At 57.6% G+C, this 13,045-nt stretch carries 12 protein-coding genes; 7 read left to right on the top strand and 5 right to left on the bottom strand.

All coding sequences use genetic code 11. From position 1 onward, the window contains the following. Positions 1-49: 49 nt before the first annotated feature. Positions 50-1,315 (bottom strand): ABC transporter substrate-binding protein, encoded by a 1,266-nt coding sequence (locus ACUW6V_RS04910; RefSeq protein WP_007865550.1) that lies wholly within the window; start codon positions 1,313-1,315, stop codon positions 50-52. A gap of 398 nt (positions 1,316-1,713) precedes the next feature. Between ACUW6V_RS04910 and ACUW6V_RS04905 the strand changes: the two genes are divergently transcribed. Together ACUW6V_RS04905 and rnk are read left to right on the top strand one after the other, a co-directional pair. Continuing rightward, positions 1,714-3,090 carry a GntP family permease gene (locus ACUW6V_RS04905; RefSeq protein ID WP_004387227.1) on the top strand — a complete coding sequence of 459 codons (1,377 nt, stop codon included), beginning with the start codon at positions 1,714-1,716 and terminating at the stop codon, positions 3,088-3,090. A gap of 151 nt (positions 3,091-3,241) precedes the next feature. Further along, positions 3,242-3,652, top strand: a complete 411-nt coding sequence (rnk, locus tag ACUW6V_RS04900) for a nucleoside diphosphate kinase regulator (protein WP_004387228.1) — start codon at positions 3,242-3,244, stop codon at positions 3,650-3,652. A 67-nt stretch (positions 3,653-3,719) separates the two neighbouring features. On the opposite strand, the gene ACUW6V_RS04895 is transcribed toward rnk, so the two are convergent. Continuing rightward, positions 3,720-4,961: a zinc-dependent alcohol dehydrogenase gene (locus ACUW6V_RS04895; RefSeq protein WP_007897560.1), complete on the bottom strand. Its 1,242-nt coding sequence runs from the start codon at positions 4,959-4,961 to the stop codon at positions 3,720-3,722. 242 nt (positions 4,962-5,203) lie between these two features. Between ACUW6V_RS04895 and uspG the strand changes: the two genes are divergently transcribed. Then, the gene (gene uspG / locus ACUW6V_RS04890) at positions 5,204-5,632 is read left to right on the top strand and encodes a universal stress protein UspG (RefSeq protein WP_004387229.1); all 429 of its coding nucleotides are present in this window, start codon (positions 5,204-5,206) and stop codon (positions 5,630-5,632) included. 221 nt (positions 5,633-5,853) lie between these two features. Here the strand turns inward: uspG and ahpF are convergent, their stop codons facing one another. Further along, on the bottom strand, positions 5,854-7,419 hold the full coding sequence (ahpF, locus tag ACUW6V_RS04885) for an alkyl hydroperoxide reductase subunit F (protein WP_004388194.1): 1,566 nt from the start codon (positions 7,417-7,419) through the stop codon (positions 5,854-5,856). Positions 7,420-7,675: 256 nt separating this feature from the next. After that, complete coding sequence (gene ahpC / locus ACUW6V_RS04880) at positions 7,676-8,239, bottom strand: alkyl hydroperoxide reductase subunit C (protein ID WP_004388195.1); 564 nt, start codon at positions 8,237-8,239, stop codon at positions 7,676-7,678. Between the two features lie 491 nt (positions 8,240-8,730). Between ahpC and citR the strand changes: the two genes are divergently transcribed. After that, positions 8,731-9,693, top strand: coding sequence for a DNA-binding transcriptional repressor CitR (citR, locus tag ACUW6V_RS04875; protein ID WP_004388196.1), 963 nt, complete (start codon positions 8,731-8,733; stop codon positions 9,691-9,693). Here the strand turns inward: citR and ACUW6V_RS04870 are convergent. Then, a complete protein-coding gene (locus ACUW6V_RS04870) occupies positions 9,688-10,848 on the bottom strand; it encodes a pyridoxal phosphate-dependent aminotransferase (protein ID WP_454038082.1) in 1,161 nt (386 codons plus the stop codon). The two genes, citR and ACUW6V_RS04870, sit on opposite strands and share 6 nt — an antisense overlap. A 136-nt stretch (positions 10,849-10,984) precedes the next feature. Between ACUW6V_RS04870 and ACUW6V_RS04865 the strand changes: the two genes are divergently transcribed. From ACUW6V_RS04865 to ACUW6V_RS04855, 3 genes are read left to right on the top strand one after another with little or no spacing between them, the layout of a single operon-like run. Further along, the gene (locus ACUW6V_RS04865) at positions 10,985-11,599 is read left to right on the top strand and encodes a methylthioribulose 1-phosphate dehydratase (RefSeq protein WP_105545676.1); all 615 of its coding nucleotides are present in this window, start codon (positions 10,985-10,987) and stop codon (positions 11,597-11,599) included. Then, a complete protein-coding gene (gene mtnC / locus ACUW6V_RS04860) occupies positions 11,596-12,285 on the top strand; it encodes an acireductone synthase (RefSeq protein ID WP_004388199.1) in 690 nt (229 codons plus the stop codon). The genes ACUW6V_RS04865 and mtnC overlap by 4 nt, the downstream gene beginning before the upstream one ends. Next, positions 12,282-12,824, top strand: coding sequence for a 1,2-dihydroxy-3-keto-5-methylthiopentene dioxygenase (locus ACUW6V_RS04855; RefSeq protein WP_007706649.1), 543 nt, complete (start codon positions 12,282-12,284; stop codon positions 12,822-12,824). The genes mtnC and ACUW6V_RS04855 overlap by 4 nt, the downstream gene beginning before the upstream one ends. Positions 12,825-13,045: the final 221 nt, after the last annotated feature.

The raw sequence follows: 13,045 nt of genomic DNA, 5'->3' as shown, positions 1-13,045 counted from the left end.
GGTTTGTTATTGCCAGGAGGCACCCGCCAGCCACAACGTCATCCAGCGCTTACCGCCAGCCGGCCCCCTTCGCGCGGGTCAAACGCTTTTGCAAATCTTCCGTTGCTTTCTTGCCATCCTCTTTGCCGTTCAGCACGCTAAACGTCACGTTGAAAATGGCATTCGACACGCGCGGATACTGCGCTTTGGTCACCGTCGCCGGGCGTGGCACCGCCTGGGCGAAAATATCGCGGAACTGCGTCAGCTCCGGCGCAACGGCCAGCACATCTTTGTTCTCATAGAGCGCAACGCGGGTCGGCGCGTGGCCGAGCATTTTCAGGCGTGTGATTTGCGAATCGTCATCGCTTAAGATTTTCAGCAGCGCGATGGCGGCCTCCGGGTTTTTGGTGTTAGCGTTTATCGACCACTGCCAGCCGCCGAGCGTCGTCGCCTGACGCCCTTCCGGCCCGGCGGGAAGCTGTATCACGCCCACTTTGCCTTTGAGCGGGCTGTCATCGGCCTGTGACAGCTGCCAGACATAAGGCCAGTTGCGCATAAACAGCGCGTCGCCGTTCTGGAATACGGTGCGCGACTCTTCCTCTTTGTAGCCCAGCACGCCCTTCGGCGTAATCTTGCCCATCCAGCCGCGCGCCATATCCAGCGCCTGCGCCGCTTTCGGGTTATTAATGGTCACGTTCCCTTTTTCATCGACAAACGTGCCGCCGCCGTATGAGTCGATCCACTCCAGCGCGTTACAGGTCAGCCCTTCATAAGATTTGCCCTGGAAGATGTACCCCCAGAAGTTTTTATGCCCCGCCTTGCGCTCTTCGGCCTGAATTTTCGTGGCGATGCGCGTCATTTCGTCCCACGTTTTTGGCGGCTGCTCTTTATATTTCTCCAGTAAATCTTTGCGATAGAACAGCACGCCGGTGTCGATATACGACGGCACCGCTTTCAGGCGTCCGTTGACGGTGTTGTTCTTCCAGGGGCCGGGGAAAAAGTCTTTTTCCATGCCGCCCATCGCGTCGGTGAGATCGAGCGTCTGCTTGTCCAGCAGGCCTATCCAGATGGTGTCGGACTGAAACACATCCACCGCTTTTTCATCTTTAGCGGCGAAGAGTTGTTGCAGCAGCGCCAGCTTTTCATCGGAGGCCGCCGGGAACTCGATAAACTCCAACTGATTGCCGGTCTGCTTCTCGAAGCGTTCTTTGATGTACTGGCAATACTGTTTGCCACCGGGCGACACGGGGCACTCCATGCGCAGAGTATCGGCAAACGCCAGTGAGCTTGCGCCCGCCAGCGCGACGGTCAGAAAAGTGAAGGTGAGCTTTTTCATGATGTCCTCTTATGCACTGAACAGGGTGCGGAGGCGTTGCGCCGCCGCCCACAGCGCGATGTACGGCAAATCATCACGATCCTAAGCTAGTTAACGTTATGGTATAGCGGCAACTTTGCGGCGACTTCACAACAAAAAAGCTGGATATCGCCAACAAATCTGGTGATTTTGTGAAAAAAACGCATCGGAAAATTTGACAGATCCGCGAGGCGATATATGCAACCGCAGGCGAGAAGCCCGCGTCGCGCGGGAGTTTGACGGTGATCTCAAAATGTTAATAAATATGACAGACCCTGTTTACAAGGCGCTACATGTTATCGGTATCATGTTACCGGTATCAGTGAGAAAACCGCCGACCAGGCTACGGTTTCACTGTACCCATGTTGAGGATAATAACGATGACAGAAACCACTTTCGCTTATAGCGCCGGTACGCTGCTTGGCATTGCTGCCGGTGCCGTCGTACTGCTGCTGGTACTTATCATGCGCTTTAAAGTGCATGCTTTTCTTGCGCTTACCCTGGTCAGTATCGTGGTGGCGCTGTTGACCAAAGTGCCGTTTGATAAAGTCGTGCCTACGCTACTGACCGGTTTTGGCAGTACGCTTGCGGGCGTTGCGCTGCTGGTGGGCATCGGCGCGATGATTGGTCGTCTGCTGGAAGTGTCCGGCGGCGCGAAAGTGCTGGCTGATACGCTGATTAACAAATTCGGTGAACACCGCGCGCCCTTCGCGCTCGGCGTCGCCTCGCTGCTGTTTGGCTTCCCTATCTTCTTTGACGCGGGTCTTGTCGTCATGCTGCCGATTATCTTCAGCGTGGCGAAACGCTTTGGCGGCTCGACGCTGAAATACGCCTTCCCGGCGGCGGGCGCGTTTGCGGCCATGCATGCGCTGGTGCCGCCGCATCCGGGCCCGGTTGCCGCGAGCGAACTGCTGGGGGCGAATATCGGTCTGCTGGTGATTGTCGGGCTGATTATCGCGATCCCGACCTGGTATTTCGGCGGCTATCTGTATGGTCAGTACGCCGGTAAAAAATTCGATATTAAGCTGCCCTCTTCTTTCCTTGGCGAAGTGGACGCCGATCCGACGCACCGCCCGCCGTCATTCGGCATGGTGATCACCATCCTGCTGCTGCCGCTGCTGCTGATTTTCCTTGATACCGGCCTCAATACCGCCAAAGTGCTGGGCTGGGTCAGCGCCGATAACAGCGTGGCGAACTTCCTGCGTATGCTCGGTAAAACCCCGGTCGCGCTGCTGATCACCGTCTTCTTCGCGCTGATGGTGTTCAGCCGCAACCACAGCCGCCAGCATCTGGAGAAAATTTGCGACGGCGCGCTTGGCCCTATCTGCGGGATTATTCTGGTGACCGGCGCAGGCGGCATGTTCGGCGGCGTGCTGCGCGCCAGCGGCATCGGCGACGCGCTGGCGGGTGTGCTCTCAGACACCGGCATGCCGGTGATTCTCGCGGCGTTTGTTATCTCCACCGCGCTGCGCGTGGCGCAGGGCTCGGCGACGGTCGCGCTGACGACCACCGCCGCGCTGGTCGCGCCGATGGTGCAGGCGACGCCGGGCTTAAGCCAGTTTGACCTTTGCTTTATTGTTATCGCCATCGCGGGCGGCGCGACGGTGCTCTCACACGTCAACGACTCCGGTTTCTGGCTGGTGGGCCGTTTCCTTGAAATGGACGAGAAAACCACGCTGAAAACCTGGACCGTGATGGAAACCCTGCTGGGCACCATCGCCTTCCTGCTGGCAGCCGTGGGGAGCATTCTGCTTTAAGCCCCGTTTCGTGAGCTGGCTCACTTCAAACGGCGCGCAAGGCTGAGTATCATCCCCTGACGCGGACCCTCATCGTTTTGACGGTGAGGGTTTTTCTTTGGACGCTTGTTAGCGGCGAAACGCCGCCTGATTCAATGACATGGAGTAAGAAATGTCCCGACCTGCCCTTATCATCAACGAACTCGATGCTGAACGTCTCGACAGCCTGCTGGAGCAGCCGGCGTTCGCGCGTCTGCCGGTGGCTGACGCGCTGAACGATGAGCTGGATCGCGCCCGGATGGTTAGCCCGCAGGCGATGCCGGAAGATGTGGTGACAATGAACAGCCGGGTGAAATTCCGCGATCTGGCGAGCGGCGAAACTTACGAGCGCCTGCTGGTCTATCCGCAAAACGCGGGCAGCAGCCCGGAAGCGCTGTCAGTCATGGCACCGGTGGGCGCGGCGCTGCTTGGTCTGCGCGTGGGCGATGCTATTCGGTGGCCGCTGCCGGACGGCAGCGAAACGCATATCGAAGTGCTTGAGTTGCTCTACCAGCCGGAAGCGGCGGGCGAATACCGCCTTTAAACGCCCGTCTGCAGCAAAAAATAAGAGGATGCCAGGGCATCCTCTTTCTGTTTTTATTTGCTGAAAATTACGGCTGCAACGGCTGTAACGGCGCGTTCATCAGTGCGGTGACTTTCTCCCGCGCGGCTTCAGGCGTCGCGGCACCCGGCACCAGAATCACCTTGCGGCACTCCTCTTCGCGCTTCTCGAAAATCTTGTAGCCGCGCGCGGCATCTTCCAGCGGAAGATAGTGCGTGACTATCTCTTCCGGCGTCAGCAAACCCTGCTCGATAAGCGGCAGCAGCTCCGGCAGGAACGCATGCACGTGCGTCTGGCCCATCTTAAAGCTGATGCCTTTATCGAACGCATCGCCAAAGAGAAAGCCGTGGATAAAGCCCGCATAGACGCCCGGCACGCTCACCACGCCACCGCGACGCACCGCCGCGATGCACTGGCGCAGCGCTTTGCCGCTGCTGCCTTCGATTTTAAGATTAGACAGCACGGTTTCCGTCAGGCTGCCTTTGGCCTCAAAACCGACCGCATCGATAACAGCATCCACGCCGCGGTTGCCCGGCGTGTTTTCGATAATAAACGCCGCCGGATCGTCGTTTTCATCAAAGTTGATCGGGATAACCCCATAACGCTCTTTCGCAAACGCGAGACGATAATCGTTGTGGTCGACCATAAAGATCTGTTCTGCGCCGAGCAGTCGTGCGCAGGCGGCGCTGAGCAGCCCCACCGGGCCTGCGCCGTAAATCGCTACCTGAGAGCCTTTCTGTACCTGGCCGTTTTTCACCGCCTGCCACGCCGTCGGCAGGATATCGGAGAGGAACAGCGCTTTATCGTCAGAAAGCACCGGCGGCACTTTAAACGGCCCGACATTGCCCTTCGGCACGCGCACATACTCCGCCTGGCCGCCAGGAATGCCGCCATAGAGATGGCTGTAGCCAAACAGCGCCGCGGGGGCCGGGATCTGCTTTTTATTCAGCGCCGCGCCGGTGCCTTTATTGGTGTTTTCGCAGGCGGAATATTGCTGAAGTTTGCAGAAAAAGCAGTCGCCGCAGGCGATAACGAACGGGATCACCACGCGGTCGCCTTTACGGATATCCTTCACCGCGCTGCCGGTTTCCACCACTTCCCCCATAAACTCATGGCCGAAAATATCGCCGTGATGAACCTGCGGAATTTTGCCGCGATAGAGGTGTAAATCGGAGCCGCAAATCGCGGTCGCGGTGACGCGCAGAATAATATCGTCCTGCGCCTCGATAATCGGATCCGGAACATTTTCGACCTTAACGTTATGCGGCCCGTGGTAGGTTAACGCCTTCATTACGACCTCCTGGCAGACGGTAAAAAGAGACAGGTTCCAGTGCGAAAGTCTATCTGGACTACACCAAGGGTAGTCGGGATGGGCCGCGAGCCGCGGGATCCGCCGCCAGTGTGGCGGCTTTGAGAGTTTTCCTGGCGAAAGCGGCTGCGTAAAAAAACACAAATTTGTCGGATGTATAAAAGTATCCATGACAAAAACAGGGTTTAATAAGTGCGTTGATAACCGCTAAAGGAGGAGTGACGATGTACAACACCATTCTGATGCCTGTAGATGTGTTTGAAATGGAGCTGAGCGACAAGGCGATCCGCCACGCGGAGTTTCTGGCGCAGGAGGAGGGAATTATTCATCTGCTGCATGTGTTGCCAGGATCTGCCAACCTGAGCCTGCACCGCTTCGCCGCCGATATCCGCCGTTTCGAAGAACATTTAGAGGCCGAGGCGAACCAGCGTCTGCAAACCCTGAAGCAGCATTTCACCCTGCCGGAATCGCGCCTGCGCAGTCACGTCCGTTTTGGCAGCGTGCGTGATGAAGTTAACGCGATGGCCAAAGAGTTACACGCCGACGTGGTGGTGATTGGTTCGCGCGATCCGTCGATCACCACGCACCTGCTGGGCTCGAACGCATCAAGCGTGGTACGCCACGCGCATGTGCCGGTGTTTGTGGTGCGTTAAGTTTCGGGAGTATTGGCGGGTGCGCTGCGCTTACCCGCCCTACAACTACTGAATGCCGGGGCGGCGGGTGCGCGTTGCTTACCCGCCGTACCTGTCTGTGACGTTAAACGTAGGGCGGGTAAGCAACGCGCACCCGCCAGTTACAACAGATCATCCACCCACTCCGCCAATAAAAAAGCCGCCCCTGAGGGCGGCTTTTACGCAGGTATCTTACTTTCTTCTTATGCGGTTTTGGTACGAATCAGATAATCAAACGCGCTCAGTGAGGCTTTCGCGCCTTCGCCGGTGGCGATAATGATCTGTTTGTACGGCACAGTGGTGCAGTCGCCCGCGGCGAATACGCCTTTCACGCTGGTCTCGCATTTGGCGTCGATGATAATCTCGCCCATACGGTTACGCTCAACAGCGCCTTCAAGCCAGGTCGTGTTCGGCAGCAGACCGATCTGAACGAAAATCCCCGCCACTTCCAGGTGCTTCACCGAGCCCGTTACGCGATCCTGATAATCAAGACCGGTCAGCTTCGTGCCGTCGCCTTTCACTTCGGTGGTCATGGCGTTCAGGATGATGTCGACATTTTTCAGGCTACGCAGTTTATCCTGCAGCACCTGGTCCGCTTTCATTTCTGGCGCGAATTCCAGCAGCGTTACGTGCTCAACGATCCCCGCAAGGTCGATAGCCGCTTCCACGCCGGAGTTACCGCCGCCGATAACCGCCACGCGTTTGCCTTTAAACAGCGGGCCGTCGCAGTGCGGGCAGTAGGTCACGCCTTTGGTGCGATACTGATCTTCACCCGGTACGCCCATGTTGCGCCATTTCGCGCCGGTCGCCACGATCACGCTGCGCGCTTTCAGCACCGCGCCGGAGGCGGTTTCAATCTGATGCAGACCGCCTTCGCTCGCCGCCGGGATAAGCTTCGTCGCGCTCTGGGTGTCGATAACGTCAACGTCGTAATCATCCACGTGCGCCTTCAGCGCGCCTGCCAGTTTCTGGCCTTCAGTTTTCGGCACAGAAATGTAGTTTTCGATATCAACGGTGTCCAGCACCTGACCACCGAAACGCTCGCCCATCAGGCCGGTACGGATGCCTTTACGTGCGGAGTAAATCGCCGCCGCCGCGCCCGCCGGGCCGGAGCCGACAATCAGTACATCGTAAGCGTCGCGCTGGTTCAGCTCTTCCGCCGCGCGTTTTTCCGCGCCGGTATCCACTTTCGCAACGATTTCGGCAAGGGTCATACGGCCAGAACCAAATTCCACACCGTTCATGAAGACCGCCGGCACGCCCATCACGTTGCGCTCGGTGATTTCATTCTGGAACACCGCACCGTCAATCGCCGTGTGTTTGATGCGCGGGTTCAGCACGGCCATCAGGTTCAGCGCCTGTACCACGTCCGGGCAGTTGTGGCAGGAGAGCGAATAGTAGGTTTCAAACTCGAAATCGCCGTCCAGGTCACGGATCTGCTCAAGCAGCGCCTGCGCTTCTTTCGACGGATGACCGCCGGTCCACAGCAGCGCCAGCACCAGCGAGGTAAATTCGTGGCCCAGCGGCGAGCCCGCAAAGCGCGGCCCCTGCGTGGAACCCGGGTTAGTAATCAAAAATGAAGGTTTGCGTGCCGCGAGCGTGTTGTCTTCCCTGAAGGAGACTTTGTCAGACAGCTCGGCGATTTCCAGCAGCAGTTCTTTAATCTCTGCCGATTTCGCGCTGTCATCCAGCGTGGCCACTAACTCAACAGGCTTTGTCAGACGCTCAAGATAGGCCTTGAGCTGGGTTTTCATGTTTGTGTCGAGCATAATTTTCTCCTGAGCTTACGCTTCCTCATTTAAGCCGCCTCAGTGCAGCGCCGCCGCGATGCAACTTAAATGAGAGTGCGTAATAGCGTTTTCAAAAAAACGGGTGCAAGACTGCACCCGTGATAATGCCTTTTTCCGAGTATTTCGCGTTACAGGAAGGCGGCAAGCTTAGGAATCCCCGGGAGCTTACCTCAGTAAGTGACCGGGGTGAGTCAGCGCAGCCAACGCACCTGTGGCGTGAAAGACGACAGAAAAATTAGATTTTGCCAACCAGGTCCAGAGACGGCGCTAAGGTCGCTTCGCCTTCTTTCCACTTAGCCGGGCACACTTCGCCTGGGTGAGAGGCTACATACTGAGCCGCTTTGATTTTACGCAGCAGGTCAGATGCGTCACGGCCGATGCCTTCAGCAGTAATTTCGATAGCCTGGATAACACCCTGCGGGTCAACGATGAACGTACCGCGGTCAGCCAGACCTTCGTCTTCACGCATGATTTCGAAGTTACGGGTCAGGGCGCCAGTCGGGTCGCCGATCATCGCGTATTTGATTTTCGCGATGGTGTCGGAGCTGCTGTGCCACGCTTTGTGGGTGAAGTGGGTATCGGTAGAAACGGAGTAAACGTCTACGCCCAGTTTCTGCAGTTCTTCGTAGTGGTCAGCCACGTCGCCCAGTTCGGTCGGGCATACGAAGGTAAAGTCAGCAGGATAGAAGAAGAATACGCTCCAGCGGCCTTCCGTGTTTTTCTCGGTAACTTCGATGAACTCACCGTTTTTGAACGCCATGTTTTTGAAAGGTTTGATTTTGGTATTAATCAAGGACATCTATACTTCCTCCGTGTTTTCGATGGGATGTAAGGTATCGAATTTTCGTAACCCAGGCCAATGCGTTTGCGTTATCAAATCAATAAGCAATAGCTAACAACTGATCCGGGCCAACCTTAGTGAACGTTTCTCGCCGTCTCGCGAAAAAATAAAAAAGCCACCTCAACGGGCGGCCTGAGCGCTGAGATACCCGCAGGCCACAGCAGAGCCAGCGTGCTGGCGAAAGCGTTGCGTGCGGTGTTTTGCGACGCAGACGTACCTTCGATTAGAACACTCCCCTGCCTAAAGGGCAACGCACGTGAAGATTATTCGTGCCTATGGCTGTGATAGGGAGAGCTTTGCAAAATTCATCGCCTCTCTGATGTGTGAGGCTGCGCCATTTTTTCGGATTATGCCCCGTCTCGCCTGCGCAAAAACATATTCCTTATCTATCATTTACTGAGAACAGATAAACCATAAAAATCCCCTTTTCGTCTCGTTGCGAGGCTGTCATGGCAAATTTGCAGGATTTGAAAAAGTTTGACCTCAATCTTCTGGTGATTTTCGAGTGCATTTATTTGTATCGCAGCGTCAGCAAGGCGGCGGAAGCCCTGTTCCTGACGCCGTCAGCGATAAGCCAGTCGTTACAGCGGCTGCGCAACCAGCTCAATGACCCACTCTTCGTGCGCTCCGGCAAAGGCATTACGCCGACAACCGTAGGCACTAATCTGCATCACTATCTGGAAGACAACCTGAACCAGCTTGAGCAGACCATTAACATCATGCAGGGCGCGCCGCTGCGCAAAAACTTCGTGCTCTACTGCCCGCCCGCTCTCGCCGCCGATCATCTGCCGGCGTTAGTCAGCGCGTTTCGCGAGCATTACGATTTTGAACTGGAGCATTACGACACCACGCTTGCCAGCGAGACCGTGGAAGATCTGCTGGCCTATCGCAAGGCGGATCTGATTATCGGTATGGCACCGGTTGCCAGTCACTCGCTGATTTGCAAACACTGCTTTAGCGAAGAGACCGTGCTGGTATGCAGTGAGAACCATCCGCGGCTTGGCGAGCACGCCGATGAAGCCGCGCTCGCACAGGAGAAATTCACGCTGTTTAACGGCACAGCGGAAGGCCAGAAACAGTTTCACGTGAAGTCGGCGGAGCTTTTCGGTGAGCGGCAGATAGCCTTTACCAGTAACTCGATCTCCTCGATCATGGCGGTGATTGGCAGCACCGATTTTGTCGGCATTCTGCCTGCCCCCGTGCTGCGCCGTTATCGTCAGCTCTTTGGACTACGCCCCGTCAAGCTGAACTTCAGCCTGCCGCAGTATGATTACTACCTTATTTATAACCGCTCATCGTTAACGAATGCGTCGTTCGTGAGCTTTGTGTCGCTCATCGAACAGCACTTCCTGCGCGATGTGCCACAGGCGCAGAGCCGCAGCACGGCTTCACCCGATCAGCCCACCTTATAACCGCGCCAGACGCTCCGCGGCGGCGAGCAGCGTCGCCTCCTGCTTGGCGAAGCATAAGCGAATCAGCTTGTGCGGGAACGGGGCGTCGCAAAATACCGACAGCGGAATGGCGGCGACGCCCGCTTCCGTGGTCAGCCATTCGCAGAAACTCACGTCATCACGCGTTGAGATAGCGCTGTAATCCGCCAGCAGAAAATAGGTGCCTTCACAGGGCAGGATTTTAAAGCGGCTGTCACCGAGCGCCTGGATAAAGCGATCGCGGCGCGCGCGGTAAAAATCCGGCAAATCGAGATAGTGCGCAGGCTCGGCGCGCAGCATATCCGCCAGCGCCAGCTGTGCAGGCGTGTTGACGGAGAACGTCAGATACTGATGCACTTTGCGCAGTTCCGCGCTGAGCGCGGCGGGAGCCACGCAGTAGCCCACTTTCCAGCCGGTCATGTGATAGGTCTTGCCGAATGACGACACCGCAATCGCCCGTTCGCGCAGCTGCGGATGCCCCAGCACGCTGGCGTGGCCCTCTTCGGCAAAACAGATGTGCTCATAAACTTCATCGCTCAACACGTAAATTTCACGCTCCTCAATGGCCTGCCAGAGCGCGGCGAAATCCGCGTTGCGCCAGACGGTGGCGGACGGGTTATGCGGCGTGTTGAGGATAACCAGCCGGGTGCGCTCAGAGAGCAGCGCGGCGAATTGCGCCCAGTCCACGCGAAAATGCGGCGGCGTCAGCGCGATGCGCTTGAGCACACCACCCGAAAGCGCCACGGCGGGCGCGTAACTGTCGTAGCTCGGGTCGAAGCAGATCACTTCATCGCCGGGGCGCACCAGCGCGGTAATCGCCGCGTAGAGCGCCTCGGTAGCTCCCGCCGTGACGGTAATATCGCTGTTGGCATCCGGACGGTGGCCGTAGAGCGCCTCGGTTTTATCGGCGATCGCCTCGCGCAGCGCCTGCACGCCGGTCATGGGCGCGTACTGGTTTGCGCCCGCCGCCACGTGGTGCGCCAGTCGCTCCTGTAAATAGCGCGGGCCGTCGAAATCCGGGAATCCTTGCGACAGGTTAATCGCCTGATGCTGCTGCGCCAGCGCGCTCATGCGGGTAAAGATGGTCGTGCCCAGCGCGGGCAATTTGCTTTCTGGCGTCAACGGGGTATGGCTCATAACGGCTGATCCTTTCGCGCGGTGTCGTGTTGTTTTGATGTTATCTGTCTGTTGCCGACACTATAACACGATGCTACTCTCTGGCAATCAAGACGCTTAGACGTCTAAACGCTAACGATATGCCTGCGGGGATGCGATGAGTAAAGAGAGCCAACTGGAAGCGCTGGTGGCCGCCTGTCACTGGATTGGCGCGAAGGGCTGGGCGCCTGCTACCGGCGGCAATATGTCGCTGCGCGAAGACGCGCGCTGGTGCTGGCTAAGCGAATCGGGCAAGGATAAAGGCAGCCTGACGACAGACGATTTTCTGCAGGTGGAAATTGCCACTAACCTCGCGCCGTCCGGCCGTAAGCCCTCCGCCGAAACCGGGCTGCATACCCTGATTTATCGCCTGTTCCCGGAGGCGAACTGCGTGCTGCACGTGCATACCGTTAACGCGACGGTGCTGTCACGCGTGGAGAAAAGCGACGCGCTGCATTTGTGCGGCTACGAGATGCAGAAATCGCTGGCGGGACAAATTACGCATCTTGATGATGTGCCTGTTGCCATTTTCGATAACGATCAGGATATTGATGCTCTGGCGGAGCGCATTGCGCGTCACCACCGCCAGTTCCCGCTGCGCTACGGATTTCTGCTGCGCGGCCACGGGCTGACCTGCTGGGGGAGCGATGTCGCCGTCGCGCGTCGCCATCTGGAGGGGCTCGAATTTCTGTTTGAATGTGAAATGCAGCGACGCCTGCTGGAGAGAGCATGATCCGCGCCATAGTTACCGATATTGAAGGCACCACGACCGATATCCGCTTCGTTCATAACGTCCTTTTCCCCTATGCGCGCGAGCGTCTGGAGCGTTTTATCCGCTCGGGCGAGCAGCGCGAACCGGTGAATCTGCTGCTTAACGAGCTGCGCGGTGAGATCCACGCGCCCGCCGCGTCGGTGGATCAACTGATTGAAACGCTCTTCAAATTTATGGATGAAGACCGCAAATCCCCGGCGCTGAAATCGATTCAGGGCTATATCTGGCGCGAAGGCTACGTGAACGGCGATTTTACCGGCCATCTCTACCCGGATGTTGTGCCCGCGCTGCGCCGCTGGAGCGCTCAGGATATCGATATTTACATCTACTCCTCCGGCTCCGTACCGGCGCAGAAGCTGCTCTTTAGCCACAGCGATGAGGGCGACGTCACGGAGCTTCTGAGCGGCTTTTTCGATACCCATGTCGGCGCCAAACGCCAGGTGTCGTCGTACCGCAATATCTCGATGAAAACCGGCGTGCCGGTGCATCAGATGCTGTTTCTCTCAGACATCCGCGAAGAGCTGGACGCCGCGCGTGAAGCGGGCTGGAAAACTGTCCAGCTCATCCGCGGCGAGCCAGATACGCAAAGCACCCACCGCCAGGTGTCCAGTTTCGATGACATTCACCCGGAGCAGATCCCGACATGAGCGCACTGACGATTTTTGCCGATAACGGTGCCAGCGAACCGCTGTGGCAGAGCACCGATGCCGACGCTATCCGCGAACAGCTTAACGCGCAGGGCGTGCGTTTCGAACGCTGGCAGGCCGACCGCGACCTCGGCGATAACCCAACGCCGGAGGCGGTGTTGACCGCCTATCAGCACGCGATCGACCAGCTGGTGGCGGAAAAAGGCTACCAGAGCTGGGATGTCATCAGCATGCGCGCCGATAATCCGCAGAAAGAGGCGCTGCGCGGCAAGTTTCTCAATGAGCATACCCACGGCGAAGATGAAGTGCGGTTTTTCGTGGAAGGCGCCGGGCTGTTCTGTCTGCATATCGGCGACAAGGTGTATCAGGTGTTGTGCGAGAAGAATGATTTGATTTCGGTGCCCGCCGGGACGCCGCACTGGTTCGATATGGGCTCGCAGCCGCATTTCACGGCGATCCGCATTTTCGATAACCCGGAAGGCTGGATTGCGAATTTCACCGGCAGCCCGATAGCCGAAGCGTACCCGCGTCTGGCGTAGCGCATATATGGCGGGTGCGCGTGTGAGGTAACGTGGCGGGTGCACGTGTGAAGTAACGTGGCGGGTGCGCTGCGCTTACCCGCCCTACATCCCTTCAGGCACCCGTCTTGGCCGTTTGTAGGGTGGGTAAGCGAAGCGCACCCACCTTTTTACAACACTCACAACATGTACGTAGGGTGGGTAAGCGAAGCGCACCCACCGATGTACCCACCCAATTACAC

This window comes from Cronobacter sp. 153480017-3, from assembly GCF_053627815.1.
This window is presented reverse-complemented; position numbering and strand designations above follow the sequence as displayed.